Origin of the sequence: Elusimicrobium simillimum (assembly GCF_049639735.1) — a bacterium.
Taxonomy (GTDB): domain Bacteria; phylum Elusimicrobiota; class Elusimicrobia; order Elusimicrobiales; family Elusimicrobiaceae; genus Elusimicrobium; species Elusimicrobium simillimum.
Genome location: NZ_JBEVVA010000003.1, coordinates 291317 through 313862, shown reverse-complemented (window position 1 = coordinate 313862; position 22546 = coordinate 291317). Strand labels below are relative to the sequence as shown.

Below are 22546 nucleotides of genomic sequence, written 5' to 3'. Positions count from 1 at the left end.
TTAGGGAGGAAAAATTTATGCCCCACACCCCTCTTTACCGCAACTCCCTAAGCTTTGCCCACACCAAAAATAACACGCTGGAAACAATAAAAACAGAAACCTCCACCATAACAATCTCAAAAGTTATCGAAACCCCTTTCAATTTTTCAAACTTAATACTTTCACCCTGCGTGTTTGTACCGCAAAACTCATCAGTATTACTTGAAGCCAAAATATTTAAAGATACGCAGGAAACTCCTTGGCTAAACATAATAAAAATTGAACATAAACATAACACTTCTTTCGACCCGCAGGAGTCAAATATAGGCAAACTGAACATAGATAACTTTACCTGCGCCTCATACGCTACAGCCGTGCAATACCGCATAACAATTACCGGCAAAGCAATGCTGTTGGGCTTAACAAATACCATAATAAAAAACGACGCAGAGTTTAACCTTAACGAGGCCGTAAAAGGCGATATTAAAGCGGTTAAACTAAATGTCCCACCCATAAGCCAAATAACAAACGGAAGAGATATTAAAGAAAGGATTTGCAGCCCAACGTGCGTTACCATGCTTCTAAAATATTATGCGTTTAAAGACAGTCTGTTTGACGTAGTTGACGCGGTATATGACAAACAAAACGATATTTACGGCAACTGGCTTTTTAATACAATTTACGCCGGCAACCTAGGGCTGGATTCTTACGTAACAAGAATAAACACGTTAGAACAAGCGTACAATATTGTATCTTGCGGCACGCCTATAATAGCGTCAATTACATTTACCGAGGGCGAGCTGGATAACGCGCCAAAAAAATCTACCAAAGGCCACCTGGTACTTATAAAAGGTTTTGACGATAAAGGCAATATTATCGTTAACGATCCCGCCGCCCCCACCGATGACACCGTAGAAAGAATTTACGACAAAGAACAGTTTGCCAAAGTATGGCTGGGCAATAAAATGGGGTTGTCTTACATAATAGTAAAACCAAATTTATATTAATAGGAAAATTCTTATGAAAAAATTTTTGCTTATTGCTTTAACACTTTTTATTTTTGCCTGCGGCAACGGCTCGCAGGATAATAAAGAAACTATTATTTTCGCGCACAAAGGCGAAATGCAGTCGCTTGACCCTATATATTCCTACGACGCTGTAACACAAGGTTTGATAATGAACGTGTATGACACGGTTATCAAATTTAAAGGCAGTTCTATTACAGAATTTGAACCGCTTATATCAACCAAAGTACCGTCTGTTGAAAACGGTTTAATATCTAACGACGGCCTTACATATACTTTCCCCATAAGAAAAGGCGTTAAGTTTCACGACGGCACAGAACTTACCGCTGAGGACGTAAAATATTCCATGCTGCGCTTTATGCTGTCTGACCGCGCGGGCGGCCCGTCTAACTTACTGCTGGAACCTATTTTGGGTGTTTCCTCTACCAGAGGGCCAAACGGCACCTACACAATTACAGATAAAGAAATTCAAGAAGCAGTTAAAGTTATTGGCGACAATGTTGTAATCAAACTTAAACGCCCGTTCTCACCGTTTCTGTCAATTATGGCGCGCTGGTCATATGTTGTCAGCCAAAAATGGTGCGCTGATAACGGCCAGTGGGACGGCGGCATTTCTACATGGAAAAAATTTAATAATACGGACCGTGACTCCTCCTACCTGTTTGACCATATGAACGGCACCGGCCCGTTTAAACTGCTGCGCTGGGACATTCCCGCTAAACGCCTTACGCTTACCGCGAACGAAAACTATTTTCTTGGCGCCGCAAAAATAAAAAATATTTTACTTATGACGGTGGACGAACCTTCCACCATGCGCCTGATGCTTGAAAGCGGCGATATTGACCTGGCCGAAATTTCCACAAAGTTTGACGCGCAATTTGCCGGCCGTGACGAAATAGTAATTGCCGACAACCTGCCCAGATTAAAAACTGACCCCGTAGTATTTTTTACCCTGGACATTAACACAACCGCCAACCCAGACGTGGGTTCCGGCAAGCTGGACGGCAATGGCATACCGTCGGATTTTTTTACAGATAAAGACTTACGCAAGGCTTTTGCCTATTCATTTGATTACCAGGCCTTTTTAAAAGAAACCATGGAAGGCAAAGGAACTCTGGCCAACGGCCCCGTACCTAAAGGTCTTTTGGGTTATGACGAAAACGCGCCTTATTATGAGTTTGACAAAGAAAAAGCTAAAGAATATTTTAAAAAAGCCTGGGGCGGCAAAGTGTGGGAAAAAGGTTTTAAATTTACCGTAACCTACAACACCAGCGGCGAAATGCGCCAAATAGCGTGTGAAATTTTAAAAAGAAACGTAGAGTCGCTTAATCCAAAATTTAAAATAGAACTGCGCGGTGTAACCTGGGCAACATTTTTAGAAAAGACAGACGGCCGCCAAATGCCAATGTGGTCGCGCGGCTGGATTGCCGACTACGCGGACCCGCACAATTTTGTGTTTCCATTCCTGCACAGCCACGGGCGTTACGCTTACAGCCAAGGTTTTAAAAATGCGGAGCTTGACGCGCTTATAGAACGCGCGGTAACCAGCGTCAGCGTTAAAGAAAGATCGTCTTTATATTCGCAGATACAACGCAAATCCTACGACGAGGCGCTGCAAATTTATACCGTTTATCCCTCGGGCCTGTGGGCGCATCGCAGCAGGGTAAAAGGTTTTTACGATAACCCGGTTTTTATGGGAATTTATTTTTACCCTTTATATAAAGAATAAAACAAGTCATGTTGAGAAGGCGCGACAACGCGCCGACGTAGACATCTACCGCTTAAAAACTACAGTTGTTTTATAAGGTAGATCCTCACATTTTTGCGTTGGCGCAAAAATTCAGGATGACTTTATTTATAATAATATAAATATATAAATAAAAACTAACCCCGGCGCTCCCGGGGTTAGTTTTTTATTGTATATTTCATAGGGGTATATTTTATACCGTCGTCTTCTTGTTCGGGCTCGGTATCGACAAAACCCAGTTTGTGGTACGCTTCTAGTGCGTAGGGGGAAGAATTTACTGTTATCTCATCAGTCTTATTTTTATAAGCCGCTAAAATCGCTTCAAATAGTCCTCTTGCCACACCGCGCCTGTGGTGTTCTTTATCAACAAATAAAAACATTATATGCGCCGGCACTCTTACAGCGGCCACGCCGATAATATTTTCCCCGTCATAACACGCAAACATTGTAAGTGCGCAGGCTAAAATATATTCACGCACCTTTTCTTCTTTAAGAACAATGTTTTTAAAATGATTCACACCCTCTTCACTGTACCCGGGCGCCTGAAACTCGCTAAAAACAACCCACACCAACGTTAACGCACGGTTAAGGTCTTCAAGTGGAAGTTCTTTTATTTTATACTTGCTGTCCATTACAAAGACATGCCTAGCTTTTGGGCGCGGTCAAGAAGATTTGTTTTTGCCACATCGCCTTTTTTAACAATACCGGGCGCTATAATTATGCCGGCGTTTTTCCAGTTCATATAATCGGCAGTAAGTTTGTAGGAAGAAATTACGGCGTCAAAACTGTCTTCCTCACCCGCGCCGCAGCAAATAAATACGCTTTCGGAAATCTTTAATTTACGTTTCGCGTTTGGGTGAGAGTAGCAATACATTCTGTCTATAGCCGCTTTAATTTGCGCCGATACCGTAAACCAATATAAAGGTGACGCTATTACCAGCACATCCGCCGTCTCAAGCAAAGGTTCCAGCTCGGCAAATTTATCTCTAAACATGCACGGTAAACCGTTGCCCCAGCAATTGTCGCACGCCGCGCAGGCGGCAAGTTTTTTAACACCCGCGTCAAATCTTGTTGTTTGGTGCCCGTTGGCGCTAGCGCCTTTTATAAAAGCGTCTGCAAGAAGTTCCGTATTGCCGCCCTCGCGCGGGCTGCCGGTAATTACAAGAATATTTTTAGACATAGTTATTCCTCATCTATTTTTAACATAGCTACAAAAGCTTCTTGCGGTATGTTAACGCTGCCTATGGACTTCATCCTCTTTTTACCCTCTTTCTGTTTTTCTAACAATTTACGTTTGCGGGTAATGTCGCCGCCGTAACATTTGGAAATAACGTCTTTACGCATGGCGGGGATGGTCTCTCTCGCTAAAATTTTACCGTTTACACGCGCCTGGATGGCCACTTCAAACATTTGGCGGCCGATAAGCTCTTTAAGCTTTTCGCATAATGCGCGGCCTTGTGTTTGCGCTTTGTCTTTGTGTGTGATTACGGAAAGCGCGTCTATAGGTTCGCCGTGGATAAGTATTTCCATAAGCACAACGTCGCCGCTTCTGTATTCGTCAATTTCGTAATCGAACGAGGCGTAGCCCTTGGAAACTGATTTTAGTTTATTGTAAAAGTCTATAACCATTTCAGCCATAGGCATGTAATATTTAATAATAACGCGCATATTAGAAATGTGCTCCATTTCAATATACGTGCCGCGCTTTTCTTTAAGCAAGGTCATCACGCCGTCCATAAATTCTACCGGGGTAACCACGGTTATTCTTATGGTAGGCTCTTTAATGTCTATGATGTCGCCGTACGGCGGGAAGTTTGCGGGGTTATCAATAATTTTATAGCCGTCACCCGCGTCAGACAGGGCCAATAATTCCTGCGGATGCGTTTTGCGGTTATGAAATTTTACATGATACACCACGTTAGGGCTGGTGGCGATGAGCGAAAGATTAAACTCACGCTCTAATCTTTCTTTAACAATTTCAATATGCAAAAGCCCCATAAAACCCAAACGAAAGCCATAGCCCAAAGCCTTAGAAACTTCGCTCTGGTAATGGAAAGACGAGTCTGAAAGGTTCAGCTTTTCAAGCGCCGTTCTAAGCAGCGGGTAATCGGGCGAGTCTATAGGAAAGATACTGGCAAAAACCACAGGTTTAGCGTCTTCATAACCAGGCAAAGGGTCTTCAGACGGGTTGTCGGCCAATGTAACAGTGTCGCCCACATGCACGCTGTGAATGTCTTTGATACCCGCCACAATGTAACCTACTTCGCCCATGCTAAGGCCGTCGCATTTTACAAGCTGCGGGCTCATGTAACCTATTTCTTCAATTTTAGAGCTTATACCGCTGGCCATAAGTTTTAAGGTTTGGCCTTGTTTAAGAGTGCCGTCCACCATGCGGACATAAATAATTACGCCTCTAAAGGTGTCATAGTAAGAGTCAAAAATTAAAGCGCGGGTTTTGCCTTTAGGTTCACCTTTTGGCGCCGGAATATCGGCAATAATCCTCTCAAGCAAACTATCCACACCCATACCTGTTTTGGCGCTGACACGTTCAGCTAAAATAGGTTCGCGTAAAATTTCCCACAGCTGTTCTTCCGCCACGTCAGCGTCTGACTGTGAAAGGTCAACTTTATTCATTACGGGTATAACTTTAAGGCCAAGGCTTTGCGCCAAATGCGCGTGCGCCACAGTCTGCGCCTCAACACCTTGCGAAGCGTCTACAAGCAGCAACACGCCCTCGCAAGCGCGCAGCGAGCGGGCTACTTCATAAGAAAAGTCCACGTGGCCGGGGGTGTCAATTAAATTTAATTGGTAGTCTTTATATTTAATGCGCACGGCTTTGGCTTTAATGGTAATGCCTCTTTCTTTTTCAAGGTCCATACCGTCAAGCAGCTGCGCCGTCATTTTGCGCTTGGCAACTGTGCCGGTGTCTTCAAGTATACGGTCAGAAAGTGTGGTCTTGCCGTGGTCTATGTGTGCGACTATGGAAAAATTACGAATTTTCATCTAATGTATTTAAACTCAACTTTTTAATTTCTTCAGAACTGTCCATAAGAAGCGCCGCTTGGGCCAAATTGGCGCACGCGTCGTAACTTACCGTGCGCAGCCTGTTTTTAATTCTTAAGAACATTCTTGGCGTGGTGGACAATGTGTTAACACCCAGACCTATAAGCAGCGGAACCATGTTAGGGTCGGACGCTACCTCACCGCAGATGCTTACACTCTTATTTTTTTGCGCGCAAGTTTGAATTATATGATTAATAATTCTTATCACACCCGGGTGATAGGGGTCATAAAGAGAGGCCACTTCCTGGTTAACTCTGTCTACCGCTATTATATATTGTATCAAGTCATTAGTGCCAATGGAAACAAAATCTATTTCCGGCAGTATACTGTCAAGAGCCAACGCCGTCGATGGAACCTCCACCATAATACCATAGTCTATCTTGGTCTTAGGCACTATGCCTTCCGCCGCGCACTGCGCTAAAACCTCATCAAACGCTTTTCTTACCGCGCGCACCTCAGTTATGCACGATACCATAGGCACAATCATTTTTATTTGCGCCGGCACTATTGAAGCGGCGCGCACTATGGCGCGTAACTGCGTGGTTAAAAGCGCGGGATATTTTAAAAGTAATCTTACGCCGCGGCACCCCATAAAGGGGTTAAGCTCGTGCGAATAATCGCCAAGATGCAATGAGTGCACTTTATCCCCGCCCAAATCGGCCAGCCTTATGTGAACGGGACGCAGGTCAAATTTTTTGGCGGCGTTAACATAAATATCGGTCTGTTCCTGCTCGCTTGGCGGGATGGAGCGGTCCATATAAATAAACTCTGTGCGCAAAAGACCAAGACCGTCCGTTTTTAGCTTTTTGGTTTCTTTAGAATCCAGGCGCGGGTCATAGTTTATCATCATATGCACCTGCTTGCCATCGGTAGTTACAAAAGGCAGGTCATTAATTGTTTTTAATAAAATTTCTGACTTTTTAATTTCACGCTGCGCGCGTTTGTAAGTGACAAGCGTTTCATGGTCCGGGTTAATTATAAGCAGGCCGCTTTCGCCGTCAACTATTACAATGTCTCCGTCTTTTACCGTTTTACTTGCTGTGGAGGAACCTACAACAGCCGGCAGTTCTAAACTTTGCGCCAAAAGCGCCGTGTGGCTTGTTTTGCCGCCTATATCAGTAACAAAACCTATATAGTTGTGGTCTTTTAAAGTAAGCGTGTCCGACGGCAGTAAGTTATGCCCTATAAGTATAGACGGCGTGGCAGCGCGCTCAAACGCCGTGTGGTTGCTGCCGGTAAGGTTAGTCAAAATTCTTTTAGCCACGTCGTATACATCGGCCTTTCTTTCTTTAAAAAAATCATCGGCAATATTGTCAAAGCTTATTACTATTTCCTGTAAAACACTATATATCGCGGTCTCGGCCGATAAAAGATCTTTTTCTATTTTATTTTTTACGGATTCTTTTAACGACGGGTCTTCCATGATAACCTTATGGGTGGCTATCATCTGCGCGTATTCAGGGCCAAGCGCGTCCATAATCTCCCGCTCGGACCTGACCAAATCCGCTATAGACTTAGCGTAAGCTTTTTTAACGCGCGAAATTTCCGCCGCCACATCGGCGGCGTTTATGTGACGCGCCTCAATATTAAAATTGGGGTGCTTATAAAGTGACGCGGGCCCTATTGCCACACCGGGGCTTGCGGCTATGCCTTTTATAATTTCCATTAATATCCTTCCGAGAACTGGCTGTTAAATAATTCTTCCATGGCGCTAAACGCCTCGGCTTCGTCCTTACCCTCAATAGTAAACATTAACATGCTGCCGCACTCCGCGGCCAACATCATTATACCCATAATGCTTTTTGCGTTAACTTCTATGCCACCTTTGGCAACCATAATGTCGGAAGCGAATTTTGACGCCAACTGCGCCACCATTGCGGCGGGTCTGGCATGGACCCCCATTTTATTTTTTACCTGTATACTTTTTTTTATCATAGTTTATATAATGTACATCACTACACTGAGAATTAAACATACCATAAGATATATATACACATTAGGTATGTCGTACTTGTAAGCAAACCCGCTTACCACAAAAATTAATAATATCATACCGCAAAAAACTAAAAACTGCGGAGAAAAAGAATATAAAACAAAAATGTCACAAAACACTAAAATTATAAGCGCCGCCGTTAGGGCAAGGCCTATTATTCTAAACGTTTTTATAATCTTGTTCCAGTTAAAACCAAGCAGACCAAAAGTATTGCCCCTGCTGCCGGCGTAGCCGGCGCCTATACCTTTCCATTTAATATAAAAAGCAACGCTGTTATAAGACACCAGTACCGCTAAAATTAAAAAAATGCCTGTAAGCCAACTGCAGCGCACCATATCAAAATCCGGCAAATCTCTTACCAGTAAATAGGTTATAAAGGTGCCAAAAGCCAGAGAAAGCGGGCGCAAGGTATCCCAAAACAACCTGTCGCCAATAGACGCTAACGATGATGATAAAAATGTTTTTACCACGCGCCATTCTGTTTTTTTAGCCGGGGCGAGCAGCACATCCTCTTCCGCCTTGGCCAACGCGCCAAAACAAAAACCCGCCATAACAGGCTGCGTGTTAAAAGTTTCCATATATCTAAGCACAACAATATCCAACGTTTTGCCTTTATATAATTTTTTTAAAAACGGCAGCATGGTAAAAGCAAAACCAAAACCCTGAAAGCGCAAATAATTCCACCCTGCCTGCAACAGCATGGAGCGGAAAAATATTGTAAGCCTGGTTTTAAGCTTCATGCTTTTAACCTCACTCTAAATTTTCTAAATAAAACAAACGCGCCCATCCACGGCACCGCCATATACGCCGTGTGCAGCGCCAGGTGCAGCTGCGGGCTTAAAGTTTTGCCATAATATAAAAACAAATTTACAGAGTAAACAGCAAAGAACATAACAAAAAAGTTTATTATAAACTGCCCCAAAATGCTGCCGTATACAAAATGTTTAATTGTTCTTATAGGGTAGTTAACAATTTCCACCTGTCTGCCCATAAGCATTTTGCCTGTAAAAAGCCTTATTCGCATTTCAACAAACCTAAAAATAAGCCCTGTTAAAACACCGTAGAAAAACGCCGCGTACACCGGCGCGCCAAACGCCGCCGCGCCAACGGCGCAGGCCGTGGCCACGGTACCGTTAGGCGGCAGCACGCCGCCGACAGGCGTATAATCTAAAAATAAAAGTTCTATAAAAATACCCAGCTGTAAACCCGTGCCAACATCGCCTATAAGCGCGCCAAAAATAATGCCGCACACAAACGGGCGGCCCAAACCTATTTGGCCGAAAATAACATTGTCCAGCTCCAGCAAAGCGGCAACAAAACAGAGAATTATTATTACTTGCATAATATCTTCTCCACATCAACGTGAGCTTCCTTGGGTACGGAGCGGCCGTCTAAAGTTATGCCCATTTTTATTATTTGCTTGGCTACGTCTTTTTCATGGGAATCAAGGTAAACGTCTGTAAGAAATTTTTCTCTGCCATCGCGGTAATGTATGCCGCCAACGTTGAGTGTGGTAAGCGTAAGCCCCTTTATAAGCGCTACGTAAACATCGTCAATATTACTGAAAAGTAAAAAGATTTTATTTTTGGCTTTTGCCGTATAATTAACGGCTTCTTCAACGCCTAAAACTTTGAGAGAGTATTCTTCCGGCAGAGACATTCTTAAAAGAGAGGTCATTAAACTATCGGCATTGTTTATAACAACAACAAACTCATCCACATTAAGCCCCGGCAGCCAGCCCTGCACTATCTGCCCGTGGATAAGCCTGTCGTCTACTCTTGTAAAAACAATTGCCATGCGTACCTCACGCGTTCATAAAATTAGTAGCGTTTATTACAGCGCGTTTACCGTCCGCTTCTACTTTGGCGGCCAAGGCCTCTATATCCATTTGTCCGCGGTTATTAAGCGCGGAGATAAACATGCCCATATTAACGCCGGTAATTACTTTAATTTTAGGCAAATCTCTGGAAGCTAAAAGTGAAATATTAGCGCCTGACCCGCCAAACATATCGGTAAGCACAATAGCCCCTTCCTCAGCGGCCGTAAAAATATTTCTTAGTTCTATAATTATAGACTCCACGTCACTGTTGCACGCTACCGAAAAGCACGTCACGCGGCTTGTGTCCATACAAGACATCGCGTGCGTGGTTTCAAAAATGCTTTTGGCCAAATTACCGTGCGCCACAATAATAATTTCTATCATTGCCTCATATCCCTATGGTATTCAGATACGGTAAAGCCACCCTTTCTAAGCACTTTGGTAAGCTCGTGCGCCATATAAACGCTTCTGTGTTTACCGCCGGTGCAGCCTATGGCTATGGTAAGGTAAGATTTACCTTCTTTCATATATTTGGGTATTAAAAATTTAAGAAGATCGGCGTATTTATGCAAAAATTCCTTCGCTTCCGGGAACTGCATTATATATTTACCAACAGGCGCGTCCAGCCCCGTTTGCTCTTTAAGCTCGGGTATATAATACGGGTTTGGCAAGAAACGCACGTCTATAACAGTGTCGGCCTCTAACGGTAACCCGCGCTTAAAACCAAAAGACAGAATGCTTATTTGCATTTCACTTTCTTTTTTAAGGTTAAGCACTTTTGAAAGCTTTTCTTTAAGTTCACCAAGCGTAAGGTTAGTAGTGTCTATTTCTTTATCAGCTATGGCCTGAATAGGTTTTAACTGCTTGCGTTCCTGCGCGATGGCGGCTATAAGCTTTTTTGTATAGGATGCTTGTGTTTTGTTTCGGAAAATCTTTGCACCAGTTTAGAGTCAGACGCGTTAAGAAAAATTATGTAAGTGTAAAAACCGCTTTTTTTAAGGTCTTTAACAATACGCGGCAGAGTTTTAAGATCTTTACCTTCTCTGATATCAACGCCAAGCGCTATGTTTTCCTCTTCTCTGTTTTTTATGTGTTTAGAAAAGTCTTCAAACAAAGCCAGCGGCAAATTGTCCACGCAATAAAACCCAAAATCGCCAAATGTTTGCAGCGCTTTTGTTTTACCCGCGCCGGAAAGGCCGGTAATTATAAAAATTTTTTTATCCGTTTTTTTCATCATTTTTATTTGCCGCCGCGTTTTTGTCTATTTTTTCAAGCACGCGCTTGCTAAACTCTTGCGCAGGAAAAACACCCTGGTTTTTAAGACGCTGGTTTAAGGCGGCCACCTCTATAAGTATGGCTAAGTTTCTGCCCGGCGTAACCGGTATTGAGAGCGACGGTATTTCCACCCCCAGTATTTCAATTTTTTTCTGCTCTACGCCCAAACGGTCCAGCGGCGCATTGCTGGGGGAAAGAAGGTTAACCTCCATTTCCACCTGGTTAGACTGCATTGTATACCCCACGCCAAACAGCAGCTCCACGTCAATAATGCCAAGCCCGCGCACTTCCATGTAATGCTTAATCATGGTGGGGCAGGAGCCCATTAAAATATTACCCCTTCTTCTTTGTACTTCAACAATATCATCAGATACTAAAATGTGGCCCCTTTTAACAAGTTCTATGGCGCACTCGCTTTTGCCTATACCTGCCTCGCCCCTGATCAACACGCCAAGGCCGGACACGTTAACAAGCACGCCGTGCACATGTGTGGTGGGTGAAACAAGCTGGTCAAGATAAGCGGACAAATCGCCCACAAAGGCGGACGTGTCTAAGGTTGTTGTGAAAAGCGGTACTTTGCCCTCGCGGCAGGCTTCTATCATAGGTTCTAACGGCGGCTGCGATGCGGTAATAACAAGACAGGGTACATTGCCTACGGCAAGCATTTTAACAATGTTTTCTTTAAGGATTTTTGGATCAATGGTTTTGCAAAAAGCGTATTCCCCGCGGCCAATAACCTGCACTAAGTCCGCGCGGAAGTTTTCTAAGTAGCCGCACAAGGCCAGGCCGGGGCGGTTAACGTTACGGTGGGCAATTTCTCTGTTTAAAAAGCCGTCACAGCAAACAAGAGTAAGGCGCAAATCGCGCTGCTTTACCTTTAAAACTTCTTCTACCGTAACTGCCCTGAAATAATTCGCGCTCACGTTTCCCCCCATAAACATTATGCGCCGCGACGCCGCGGCGCATAACAGTAAACTTATTTTTTCTTAATAGGCTTGATAAGGCCGTATGTGCCGTCGAGACGTTTGAATATTAAGTTGATTTGTTTAGAATCCTCGTCAAGAAACATCCAGAATGTGTAGCCCAGTCTTTCCATTTCATAGGCGGCGTCTTCCGGGTTCATGGGGTTAACTTCAACCTGTTTTATTACCGAGAATTTAATATCGTTCTGCACAGCTATAACCGGGTCAATAAAAGCGATGGGTTCGGCTTTTTTAGCGGTTCTTTTGCTTTTTGTTTTTTCTTTAAGTTTTTTAATTTGCGCTTCGGCTTTTGTAACAGCGGCGTCAATAGCTCTATATAAGTCGGCCTCAACTGCTGTTGCGCTTACCGTTTGCTTATTGCCTATGTGTACAATAACTTCCGCACGCTGGTTAATTTTTTTATCAACAGCTAAAAGTACTTGCGCCCATACAACATTGTCAAAATACTTCTCAATTTTGTCTACCCTTGTTTGTGCGAACTCTTTAATAGCTGGTGTTAATTTAATATTTTTAGCTGTAATTTTGATTTCCATAAATCCTCCGGTTTTCAGGGCAAAAATAAAGCATTCTACCCCGTCTAAAGATTAAAGAATTTTAAGAGCGCCTAGTCAAGGATATTCTGGAGATAAAGGAAAGGCGGCCCCTAAGGGCCGCCTTTTATTTAAGCATTAGCATTTTTACTGCTAAATTTACTTTTGACCCAATTGCTTAAGTCGTCAAGCAAAGTATAAGCTACAGGCGTCATGAGCAGCGTAATTAACAGCGATAATGTCTGCCCGCCGATAACTACGATGGCCAAGCTGCGTCTTAATGTAGCGCCCGAGCCTGTGCCGAACACCATGGACAGCACGCCGCAAACAAGCGCGATTGTGGTCATCAAAATAGGTCTTAAACGTACTTTGTTACCCTCTAATATAGCGTCAAGCCTGTGTAAGCCCTCTGAGCGTAGTGTGTTAATATAGTCCACCTGCAAGATAGCGTTTTTACTGACAACGCCTATCAACATGAACAGGCCTAACATACTGAATATGTTTAGAGACTGGTTTGTTATCAGCAGTGAGAATATGGCAAACGGTAACGTTAACGGCAGAGAAACCAAGATTGCCAAAGGATGTGAGTAATTCTCAAACTGCGAAGCCAAAATCATGTATTTAAACAATATGGCCAAGGTAAACGCAACCGCAAAGGCGGCCATCATCTTACCCATTTCTTTACTCATACCCACGAGTTCGCCTTTATAGGTGACAGGTGCGTTAAGCTTTTTAAACTCTTCATCCACAAACTTGCCCGCTGTACCCAAGTCCATATCTTTAGTAATGTTTGCCGATACGGTAACCTGGCGCTGCCTGTTATAACGGTCAATCTGCGTGGGGCCGAAGCCGGGCTCAATTTTTGCCAAACTGTCCAGCCTGACTAAACCTTTTGATGACGGAATCATAAGAGCGGAAACGGTGGCCACGCTGTCTCTAAATTCCTCAGCGACGCGCAGTCTTACTTCATAAAGCTCCTCGCCTTCTTTATATTTAGTAATATCCTCTTCACCGCCGACCATTGTGCGTAAGGCGGACGCTATGTCCAATACTTTTACGCCAAGATCCTGCGCTTTATCTCTGTCTATTACTATACGATACTCAGGTTTTGCCAATGAGAATGACACGTCAACGTCAATAAAACCTTTTGTATGCCTAAGAGTATCGGCTATAGTATCGGAATAGTTTGTGAGCGTTTCTATATCCGGGCCGGAAATAAGGTATTCCAACTGCGCTTGACCGCCGCTGGGGCCGTCGCTGACTATAGCAACCATGGTGCGTAACCCTTCATACTTGGCCAACATTTCTCTTATATTGTCCTGGTATGTGAATGTGGTAATCTTTTTACGCGCGTCTCTGTCTTCAAGTTCAACAAGAATATAACCCTCGTTAACCGCGCTGCTGCCAATACCGCTCATAGCGGGCACGCCAACAGCCACAAACAAGTCTTTAATATAAGGCAGCCTTCTTAAATCATTAGACAATGTGCCAAATATTCTTTGCGTATCCTGGTAGCTGGTGCCAACAGGCGCTTTAATAGAGATTCTTATTTTGCCGGTATCGTCCTGGGGAATAAAGTCAGACTTTACGCCTTTTAATATTCTCTCCATCACAACATTGTGGTCGCCCGCAACGTATTCGGGGGCAAACTTCTTTACAACACCGCCGATACCTGTAACCATCGGTATTGCCGACAAGAACAATAATACTGAACCTATTACCATTATAGCTCTGTGTCTGAGAGCCCACTCAAGCATAGGCATGTATATCTCTACAAGCCAGCCGTTGATTCTGGTAACAACATGTTCAATTTTACTCTTCTTTTCATTCTGGTTAAGCATTTTGGCGCAAAGCATAGGCGTTAATGTCAAAGCGATAACGCCAGACAAACCAATAGCCACCGCCACTGTAATACCATAGCTTCTTACAAAGCGGCCCACTATACCGCTCATAAAAGCAAGCGGTAAGAAAATAACCAATATGGACAGCGTAGTGGCGATAATAGCGCCCGTAATTTCTTTAGACCCTTCTAAAGCGGCCTGAAGCGGCGTCTTGCCGTACTCTTCCATATGCCTATAAATATTTTCCAACATAACGATGGCGTCGTCGATAACGATACCTACCGCCACGGTCAGCCCCAACAGCGTCATGTTGTTAAGAGTAAAACCAACTTGGTCCATAAAGAAGAACGAACCTATAATAGACGTAGGTATGGCCATAGCCGCTATAAACGTAGATTTCATAGAACCCATGAATATAAGTACCACTATAGCCGCCAAAATGCCGCCTAATATTAAATGCTCAATAACGCTGTAAAAAGAATCTCTGATGTTGCCGGACTGGTCGGATAAAAATGATATTGAAAAATCTGAAGGCAATGTGGTATTAAGCTCATCAATTCTGGCCTTAACGCCCTCAATAACTTCCAATGTATTGGCGCCGGACTGTTTTTTTACCTCAAAAGACACCGTGCGTTTACCGTTAAGATATGTTGACTGCCTTTCAAATTCACCGGTATCGGAAACTGTGCCGATATCTGAAATTTTAATAGGCGTGCCGTTAACCATGCTTACAAACACGTCTTTAAAACCCGCCACCGTGGGAACACGGCCTAAAATGCGCAGCACAAACTCCTGCTTAGGCTGTTCTATACGGCCGCCGGGGATTTCAACGTTCTGCTCTTCTAAGGCTTTTTTAACGTCCGCTATCGGTATGCCAAGAGCGTAAAGCTTAAAAGGGTTAACCTCTATATGCACTTCTCTTTTACGGCCGCCCACAATATCTACAGAGCCTACGCCGCGTACGTTTTCAATATTTTCTTTAACCTGCTTTTTGGCCATTTCCGTAAGTTCGACAATATCTCTGTCGCCGGAAACAGCTATTGTAAGCACCGGCAACGCGCCAATATCCAACTTTAAAATAACAGGCACATCCACACCGTCAGGCAAATCAGCCTGAACCTGGTTAACTTTATCGCGCACTTCCTGCGAGGCCACGTCGGCGTTCTTTTCAAGTTCAAACTCAATAAGAACCATTGACAAACCTTCCATACTGTAAGACTCTATAGCCTCAATACCGGAAATGGTGTTAACCGCTTCTTCAATAATTTTGGTTATGGATGTTTCTATTTCCTCAGGGCTGGAACCCGCCAATGTTGTCTGTACAAGCACGTAAGGCATTTCCACGTTAGGGTACATATCAATACCCATGTTTTTAAAACCCATGAACCCCAGTACCAAAAGAGCCAGCGATATCATTATGGTTGTGACCGGGCGTTTAATAAAAACTTCGGCCATGCCGCCTGTTGCTGTTTCGGGAACTTTTTCCCCTACATGTTCTTTCTTTTTATTTTCTTCCATAAAATTTACCGTTTATTTTGATACCGTTATTTTGCTGCCGTCTTTAATGCCGAAAACGAATGTTATAATATCATCGCCTTCTTTAATACCTTTTTTAATTTCAAGATATTCACCGTTTTGAAAACCGGTTTCAACGTCTTTTCTCATGGCGAAATCATTGACGGGCACAAAAACATATGTTTTGCCTGAATCATCAGTATAAACGCTGGATTTCTGTATAGAAAGAGCGTCTTTCTTTTCATCAAGCACAATATCTACCTTTGCGAACATACCGGATTTTAACATGCCTTTGGGGTTATCTGCCAAAAGCTCAACAAGTACGCTGCGGCTGGCTGTGTCAACCACGGGGCTGATAATATTTATTTTACCCTCAAATCTTTCATTTTCCAAAGATTCTACGGTAAAAGAAGCGGACTGGCCTTTATAAATTTTGCCAATATATCTTTCAGGTATATCTAAAAGCACTCTGACTTTTGTCTGGTTAACAATAAAAGCAATTGCAGTATTACGCGTAACGTTAGCGCCGGAATCCAAATATACTCTGCCCACCACACCCGTAATTGTGGACGGCACGGCGGCGGCCTCATAAACGGCGCCTACTTCGTCGCGTTCTATTAAAGAAACTGTTTCACCCCTTTTAACGGCAGAACCTTCTTTAAGAACGTTCCTGAGCAGCTTGCCCTCTACACGGGGGAAAAGCGTGGCTTCCTCAAGCGCTTTTATGCTGCCCGAGATGAGAAGCTCGTTCTTAAGATTACGTTTTTGCACTTGTTCTAATACAACTGTAAAACGGTCCTTTTCCACAGAGGAGACCTCTTTGGAGCTATTTCTTGTCGCGAAAAATATTATACCGGCGACAACTATTATTGATCCTATTATTAGTATTTTCTTCATATTATATTTTCACCTCGTACCCTACTGAAAATCTTAAATCCGCCAGCGCGTTAAACGCGTCATGCACCGCCTGCACATACTGCAGCTGGGCATTTGTAAGAGCTACCACCGCGTCGTCAAGTTCCAGCCTGCTGGCAAGCCCCGCGCGGTATCTCTTGGTCATAGAGTCTAAATTCTGCTTAGATTGTTTTATAACAGTATCGCCGCTGGCCATTCTTTTTTTGGCTTCGCCAAAGTTAAGCCAGGCGCTTTTAATGCTGATACGCACCTCTCTCTTCATGTAATCATAGTCCTGCTGCGCTTGTTCGTAGGCAAGCTTTTTCTGTTGTACTACAGAGTTAACCCTAAAACCCTCAAACAGCGGGAAATTCATTTTAAGCCCAAAAGCAGATGACCAGTAATTCTCCGTATTATCCGGCCATACGCCGTCGCTCTGCCCGTTATAATACTTATTGGCAAACGCTATAAGCTGCGGGAAGTGTTCAGATCTGGCCAAAGTAATATCTTTTTTGGTTATCTCCACTCTTAACGCCGCCGCTCTAAGGTCCGGCCTGCTTTCGGCGGCCAGGTCATAAAGCTGCGCCAGGTCTTTTACTTCAGGCACATCCATAGCTACGTCCCACGCCAAATACACCTCGTCTTCCGGGTCTTTATTTAAAAGTTTTTTAAGCTGCAGGTTACCCACTTCAAAGGTATTGTGGGCCTGTATGACCAAAGGCTCAATGTTAGCAACTGTAACTTCCTGTGAAAGAAGGTCCAAATTGCTTGATAAGCCCTGGTCATATTTAAGCTTCATTTCTTTTAATGTCTGGTTAGCAATATCCAAGTGCCCCTGCTGCACTCTGGCCACAGCGTTAGACAGGATAATAGCGTAACACATGCTTGTTACTTCTTTTTCTATCTGGTCACGCACACTTTGCAAGCTAAACTCAGCGGACGCTTCCGTCTTTTTAGCTATTGTGTAACCTGACCTTATCTTCCCCCCGGACCACAGAACCCAGTTTGCGTCTGCCCCTACGGCTAAAGAATTGTCTGAACCCATTTCCATTTTGGCGCCGTTAAAAAACGCGGCTTGCCTTTCATTATTATATGTATATGTGCCGCTTACACTTAATGTGGGGAACATATAGGACCTGAACTCTTTTACCTGCGCGCGGTAAATATCACGGTTCTTCACAGCGTCTTTGATAGTTGTGTTATTATCAAGCGCTATTTGCACGGCTTCTTCTATGGTAATGGGGGTGCCCTGCTCCGCATGTTTAGACGGAACAAACAGCTCTTCAGCGTTTTGCAAAGCAAAAACACTGCAGGCCAGTACCATTAATGTACTTGCTATAATTATCTTTTTCATCTTATTTATCCTTATAATATTCCTTTAAGCCTAAAAGAATTATTTTAGTAAATCTTGCAGGCATGGTTTTATCAAATGTAAACTCGCTGTTGTGCGCGTTTAAAAGTAAATGCGCGGACAGCGCCCCTAACAAATGCGACAAGTCCTCGCCGCTGCCGCGGGGTACCGCGCCTATTTTTTCCTGCTGCGCTAAAAAAGTTTCCCAAATGCAGCGTTTTTTCATACGCGCTTCCAAAAATGTTTTGCTGCCTTTTTTATCATTAAAAGAGTAGCTCATAAGATGAAGAATGAACGCGTACATTTTTTTATCTTTAGTAAAAAATTCCAGCTGGTTAACAAACGCCATCGATAATAAATCCTGCAAAGAAGCACCGCTGTTATAAGCCACCTCTATAGCCTTATTAAAGCCGGACACCCCCTCCATTATAATACTATGGCAAAGATCTTCTTTATTTTTAAAATAGTAATAGAGAACAGGTTTGCTTACGCCAATTTCCTCAGCTATTTCACGCATAGACACCTGGTTAATCCCTTTTTTACTCATAAGATTAAACGCTTTGTGTATAATGCGGGAACGCATTTTTTGCTCTCTGGATATTTTTTTTGTCATATTTTACCTTTAATTAAAACCATATTAGCAACAAACAGTAATTAAAACTACCTTCTGAAAATCTGTTTTTTTACTACCCGGCAGTATAACATCTACTTACCGGTCGGTAAAAATATTATAACAAAAACCAAAAACTTTGTACAGCCCCAATTTTACAAATATGCTAATCTATCTTTTGTACTGGTACGCGTATGATGGTAAAGAATATTAATAAAAGCACTATTATTGTTGGCGACGTGCACGGGCACTATGACGAGCTTGTGCTCATACTGCGTTCCGCCGAACTTATTGACGCGAAACTGCGTTGGTGCGGCGGCGCGTCCACCCTTATACAAATGGGCGACCTTATTGACAAAGGCCCGCAGTCAGACCAAGTTTACCAGCTGACGGACGCGCTTCAAGGCCAGGCGGCGCTCGCCGGCGGGGAGGTGGTGCGCATTATAGGCAACCACGAACTGGAGCTTATTATGGGTAACTTTGTAATATCAGAACTGGGCAGAACCGCCGCGCAACATTACCAGGAAGACCTTATAAAATGTGTCCTAAACGGCAAATTTAAAGCGGCCTATCATAAACACGGCCTTCTTTTTACCCACGCCGGCGTATGCGGCAAACTTCTAAATGTTTTCAAAATGCAGCTTGGCGCTCTTTCAGAGGCTAAAGTAGCAACGCTTATTAATAGTATTTTTACAAATTGCGTAAAACACGGTTTTTACAAACACCCTATTTTCAATATCAGCATATCACGCGGCGGCCGCGATAAATACGGCGGTATTTTTTGGGAAGATTTGCAGGACCTTTACCTGTCTTTCCCGCGCAGCCCGCTTAAGCAGGTTGTCGGGCACACTATGGTGGACGAAGTTGTTATAAACGCCGACAAAAATATTATTGCCACCGACGTAGGCATGCACCGCCTTATACAATACTTAAAAATAGAAAATAATAATATGGAAATAGTAACCCTTTCCTAAGTCTACTTTAATGCCTTATAAATTTTTGCAAGTATTACCCAAACAACTATAAGTGCAACTCCAAAATAAGCCGCTTCTAAATATTGCCTTGCGCCCGCGCCGGGAAACAAGAAAAACACCACAACGCCGCAAAGAACTATAAAAACCAGTCCTAAAAAATAAGGCAGCAAAGCCTTACGCATTTGCGGCAGTTCATTTCTCATTTGCATAGAAACATTATGCAAACGGTCTTCCACACTTTCAACTTCTACGTAACCTTTGTCTTTAATCTCACGCTCAATATCCTGTGGAGATTTTTTCAAGCCCGCTCTTATCTGTTCTACTTTTTTCTGTAATAAAACAATAAAAACCGCTATAGATATAAACACCAAAATAAAAAATATAAATCCCATATTTTACCTCTAGTTTTTTGAGTAAAGATATTCAATTATTTTCATACAGTCCGCTGTGTACGCCAACATATCCTTAGGCATACCGCGCCTGCTGTTATCTTCTATTACAATACGCCCGTCCATATAGGAAATATTAAAAGAATTATAATTGTTTTCAATAATAAACCCGCTAAACCCGTTATTAAAAAAACTGGCGGCATCTTCCGGTTTTTTTACATATAAATTACGCCCGGTTATAACACTTTGTTCGGGTAAAACAATTTGGGTAAAATCCGCCGGCTTACCAAAGTTTTTATCATATTTAAACTCCGGCAATTTACGCTGCTGCATTTTGTAAAGAGTTTGGCACATATATGTTCTTCTTGTCTTACCGCCGTATCTTTCAGAATGGGAAATAAAACTTGTAACAGCCCTGCTGTCCTGATACGGAATTATTAAAGAAGATTCTATTTCATACTCAGGATACGGCAGCCCCCAATATTCTTTACTTTCAATGCCCGTCTCGTCAATGTAAATGCCCGGGAAGGTATTATTCAAAACCATGGCTGCGTGCTTAATTCTCTTTTTAAAAATTATTTTTATACCTATAAAACCTAAAAAAAGTATAGTTATAACCGTGCCGGCAAAACCAATAAACCCAATAACGCCTATTGTCTTATTGGTCTCAACATTCATTATCCCCAAAGCAAAAAAGGCGACCGCAATAGGAAAACCTATCAACATTATTTTTTCAAGCATTTTATTACCTCTGAATACAAAAAAGCCTTGGTTTTTGGCCAAGGCTTTTTAATTTGTATTAACTTATTTCAAATTTTTAAAAGCCCTGAACAGCACCGCAAATAACCCCATCAATACATACGCGCTAAACACAAGTAGCACCACGTTTTGCGGGTATTTAATAAGCAAATATATAATTATCGCTATAAATATAATAAAGAAAACGCTTCTTTTCTTTCTTTCTTTTTTATCTTTAAACGCCGCGTACGGGATGTTGGAAACCATCAGCACCGCAAGCCCCACAACTACAAAGGCCAACATATTATAAAAGTGCGGGAGTATAGCGTTAAAATAAGGTAAGTTTTGCCCTTTTGCGCTGACATCGGCAAATATTGTGTATGAAATAGCAAACGCCGCCAATACCGCCGCCGCCGCTGGTGTGGGCAAACCTGAAAAATACTGTTTAGAACCTGTGCCCGCATGCGCCATGGCGTTAAATTTAGCCAGCCTTAAAGCGCCGCAAAGCACATAAATAAAAGCTATGGCCGAACCTACCACCGGGGTATGGGCCAAAGCCATAAAATAAACTAAAAAAGCCGGCGCCGCGCAAAACGTTATAAGGTCAGCCAAAGAGTCCATTTCTATACCAAAGTCACTTTCCGCCTTAAGGTATCTTGCCACTTTACCGTCAATGCCGTCCAAAAACATGCCCACAAAAATAAGCCAGCCGGCCTTATAAAAATTACCTTGAAATGAGGCCATTATCGAGAAAAACCCGCAAGCCAAATTACCTATGGTAAATAATGACGGCACCGCCATCGCGCTTCTGTGTCTTAATTTTTGTAATGTTGTTGTTTCTTTCATATATACTCTCTTTAAAGTCTGTTATCAGGCTCTAGAAATAAAGCCGCCAAATACACTATGGTACATTGGCGGCTTTAATTAAAAATGTATTTTTTACGGGGCCTTGTGCCAAATAGCGAGAACAGTGTTGCCGCCTTCAACTTTTTGCCCTTCTTTTACAACTATTCTTACAGCGTCCTTAGGCAAATACACCGCCACCTGTGAGCCAAATCTTATAAGGCCTACCAACTGGCCTATTTTAACATCTTCGCCCGCTTTTACGTAGCATTTAATACGCCTGGCTATGGCGCCTGTAATCTGCTCAAGGTGGGCATATTTAAAATTTCTTGAAAGTTTAATAAGGTTGCGTTCGTTATTTTTAGCGTCATCATTATTGGCAAAAGCAAATTTGCCGGGGGTATATATAACATCTTCTATAGTGCCCGTCATTGTGGCGCGCTGCACGTGAACGTTAAAAACGGATAAAAAGATACGTATTACTATAGTGTCGGGGTTGTCTTCTGTTTTAATAGAAAGCACCTGGCCGTCGGCCGGGCAGGCTATTTCATCATCGGCAAAAACTGTATTTCTTGTAGGATTTCTGAAAAAGAAAGCGCAAAAAGCGGCAAGACATAAACCTATAAAACCCAGCGTCCAGCAAAACCACCCCAAAATGACCGCCACAACTGCCACGCCTAAAGAAAGGAGAACCCCCTCTTGCAGCACTGTGGGTATCCAGCCAAAAACATGTCCTAATGTTTTTTTGATATCTTCTATCATTTTTTTACCCTTTAAATAAATGTGGGCAGGGGGGGACTCGAACCCCCACGACCTTGCGATCAACAGATTTTAAGTCTGTCGCGTCTACCAATTCCGCCACCAGCCCAACAAAGATATTTTAGCAAAAAATAATTTATTTTTGTGAATTAATACGTTTATGTTTAAATTTCTCAGAAGTAAATTAATCTGTTTTATGCTGTTATAAGTGCCGTTGT

General features: G+C 43.0%; 24 protein-coding genes and 1 tRNA gene. 3 read left to right on the top strand and 22 right to left on the bottom strand.

Annotation, left to right across the window (positions count from 1 at the left end; all coding sequences use genetic code 11):
- Positions 1-17 precede the first annotated feature (17 nt).
- Together AAIR98_RS02140 and AAIR98_RS02135 are read left to right on the top strand one after the other, a co-directional pair.
- On the top strand, positions 18-986 hold the full coding sequence (locus AAIR98_RS02140; RefSeq protein ID WP_423970604.1) for a C39 family peptidase: 969 nt from the start codon (positions 18-20) through the stop codon (positions 984-986).
- A 13-nt stretch (positions 987-999) separates the two neighbouring features.
- On the top strand, positions 1000-2733 hold the full coding sequence (locus AAIR98_RS02135; RefSeq protein ID WP_423970603.1) for an ABC transporter substrate-binding protein: 1734 nt from the start codon (positions 1000-1002) through the stop codon (positions 2731-2733).
- Positions 2734-2909: 176 nt separating this feature from the next.
- Here AAIR98_RS02135 and AAIR98_RS02130 read toward each other — a convergent pair whose 3' ends face one another.
- The 17 genes from AAIR98_RS02130 to AAIR98_RS02050 all read right to left on the bottom strand — a co-directional run bounded on the left by AAIR98_RS02130 (position 2910) and on the right by AAIR98_RS02050 (position 18628).
- A complete protein-coding gene (locus AAIR98_RS02130) occupies positions 2910-3383 on the bottom strand; it encodes a GNAT family N-acetyltransferase (protein ID WP_423970602.1) in 474 nt (157 codons plus the stop codon).
- Positions 3383-3931 (bottom strand): flavodoxin family protein, encoded by a 549-nt coding sequence (locus AAIR98_RS02125; protein ID WP_423970601.1) that lies wholly within the window; start codon positions 3929-3931, stop codon positions 3383-3385. The genes AAIR98_RS02130 and AAIR98_RS02125 overlap by 1 nt, the downstream gene beginning before the upstream one ends.
- Before the next feature lie 2 nt (positions 3932-3933).
- Positions 3934-5754, bottom strand: a complete 1821-nt coding sequence (gene lepA / locus AAIR98_RS02120; RefSeq protein WP_423970600.1) for a translation elongation factor 4 — start codon at positions 5752-5754, stop codon at positions 3934-3936.
- A complete protein-coding gene (gene ptsP, locus AAIR98_RS02115; RefSeq protein ID WP_423970599.1) occupies positions 5741-7480 on the bottom strand; it encodes a phosphoenolpyruvate--protein phosphotransferase in 1740 nt (579 codons plus the stop codon). Before ptsP ends, lepA begins: the two co-directional genes overlap by 14 nt.
- Positions 7480-7749 (bottom strand): HPr family phosphocarrier protein, encoded by a 270-nt coding sequence (locus AAIR98_RS02110; RefSeq protein ID WP_423970598.1) that lies wholly within the window; start codon positions 7747-7749, stop codon positions 7480-7482. The genes ptsP and AAIR98_RS02110 overlap by 1 nt, the downstream gene beginning before the upstream one ends.
- A 3-nt stretch (positions 7750-7752) precedes the next feature.
- Positions 7753-8547: a PTS system mannose/fructose/sorbose family transporter subunit IID gene (locus AAIR98_RS02105; RefSeq protein ID WP_423970597.1), complete on the bottom strand. Its 795-nt coding sequence runs from the start codon at positions 8545-8547 to the stop codon at positions 7753-7755.
- Positions 8544-9149, bottom strand: coding sequence for a PTS sugar transporter subunit IIC (locus AAIR98_RS02100; protein ID WP_423970596.1), 606 nt, complete (start codon positions 9147-9149; stop codon positions 8544-8546). The genes AAIR98_RS02105 and AAIR98_RS02100 overlap by 4 nt, the downstream gene beginning before the upstream one ends.
- Positions 9140-9604 carry a PTS sugar transporter subunit IIB gene (locus AAIR98_RS02095; protein WP_423970595.1) on the bottom strand — a complete coding sequence of 155 codons (465 nt, stop codon included), beginning with the start codon at positions 9602-9604 and terminating at the stop codon, positions 9140-9142. Before AAIR98_RS02095 ends, AAIR98_RS02100 begins: the two co-directional genes overlap by 10 nt.
- A 7-nt stretch (positions 9605-9611) precedes the next feature.
- Complete coding sequence (locus AAIR98_RS02090) at positions 9612-10010, bottom strand: PTS sugar transporter subunit IIA (RefSeq protein ID WP_423970594.1); 399 nt, start codon at positions 10008-10010, stop codon at positions 9612-9614.
- Positions 10007-10375 (bottom strand): RapZ C-terminal domain-containing protein, encoded by a 369-nt coding sequence (locus AAIR98_RS02085; protein WP_423970593.1) that lies wholly within the window; start codon positions 10373-10375, stop codon positions 10007-10009. Before AAIR98_RS02085 ends, AAIR98_RS02090 begins: the two co-directional genes overlap by 4 nt.
- Positions 10376-10512: 137 nt before the next feature.
- The gene (locus AAIR98_RS02080; RefSeq protein ID WP_423970592.1) at positions 10513-10860 is read right to left on the bottom strand and encodes an RNase adapter RapZ; all 348 of its coding nucleotides are present in this window, start codon (positions 10858-10860) and stop codon (positions 10513-10515) included.
- On the bottom strand, positions 10844-11824 hold the full coding sequence (gene hprK, locus AAIR98_RS02075) for an HPr(Ser) kinase/phosphatase (protein ID WP_423970591.1): 981 nt from the start codon (positions 11822-11824) through the stop codon (positions 10844-10846). Before hprK ends, AAIR98_RS02080 begins: the two co-directional genes overlap by 17 nt.
- A 53-nt stretch (positions 11825-11877) precedes the next feature.
- Entirely contained in the window at positions 11878-12417 is a 540-nt protein-coding gene (gene hpf / locus AAIR98_RS02070) for a ribosome hibernation-promoting factor, HPF/YfiA family (RefSeq protein WP_423970590.1), read from the bottom strand.
- 128 nt (positions 12418-12545) lie between these two features.
- Positions 12546-15773: an efflux RND transporter permease subunit gene (locus AAIR98_RS02065; RefSeq protein WP_423970589.1), complete on the bottom strand. Its 3228-nt coding sequence runs from the start codon at positions 15771-15773 to the stop codon at positions 12546-12548.
- A gap of 12 nt (positions 15774-15785) precedes the next feature.
- Complete coding sequence (locus AAIR98_RS02060) at positions 15786-16667, bottom strand: efflux RND transporter periplasmic adaptor subunit (protein WP_423970588.1); 882 nt, start codon at positions 16665-16667, stop codon at positions 15786-15788.
- Between the two features lies 1 nt (position 16668).
- Entirely contained in the window at positions 16669-18018 is a 1350-nt protein-coding gene (locus AAIR98_RS02055) for a TolC family protein (protein WP_423970587.1), read from the bottom strand.
- Between the two features lies 1 nt (position 18019).
- Positions 18020-18628 carry a TetR/AcrR family transcriptional regulator gene (locus tag AAIR98_RS02050; protein WP_423970586.1) on the bottom strand — a complete coding sequence of 203 codons (609 nt, stop codon included), beginning with the start codon at positions 18626-18628 and terminating at the stop codon, positions 18020-18022.
- 191 nt (positions 18629-18819) lie between these two features.
- On the opposite strand from AAIR98_RS02050, the gene AAIR98_RS02045 reads away from it, so the two are divergent.
- Complete coding sequence (locus tag AAIR98_RS02045) at positions 18820-19599, top strand: metallophosphoesterase (RefSeq protein WP_423970585.1); 780 nt, start codon at positions 18820-18822, stop codon at positions 19597-19599.
- A gap of 2 nt (positions 19600-19601) precedes the next feature.
- Here AAIR98_RS02045 and AAIR98_RS02040 read toward each other — a convergent pair whose 3' ends face one another.
- The 5 genes from AAIR98_RS02040 to AAIR98_RS02020 form a co-directional block, all read right to left on the bottom strand.
- The gene (locus AAIR98_RS02040) at positions 19602-19991 is read right to left on the bottom strand and encodes a hypothetical protein (protein WP_423970584.1); all 390 of its coding nucleotides are present in this window, start codon (positions 19989-19991) and stop codon (positions 19602-19604) included.
- A gap of 9 nt (positions 19992-20000) precedes the next feature.
- A complete protein-coding gene (locus tag AAIR98_RS02035) occupies positions 20001-20729 on the bottom strand; it encodes a hypothetical protein (protein ID WP_423970583.1) in 729 nt (242 codons plus the stop codon).
- A 63-nt stretch (positions 20730-20792) separates the two neighbouring features.
- Entirely contained in the window at positions 20793-21572 is a 780-nt protein-coding gene (gene pssA, locus AAIR98_RS02030; protein ID WP_423970582.1) for a CDP-diacylglycerol--serine O-phosphatidyltransferase, read from the bottom strand.
- 93 nt (positions 21573-21665) lie between these two features.
- Positions 21666-22331 carry a phosphatidylserine decarboxylase gene (locus tag AAIR98_RS02025; protein WP_423970581.1) on the bottom strand — a complete coding sequence of 222 codons (666 nt, stop codon included), beginning with the start codon at positions 22329-22331 and terminating at the stop codon, positions 21666-21668.
- A 22-nt stretch (positions 22332-22353) separates the two neighbouring features.
- Positions 22354-22437 (bottom strand) — tRNA-Leu (locus tag AAIR98_RS02020).
- Between the last annotated feature and the right edge of the window lie 109 nt (positions 22438-22546).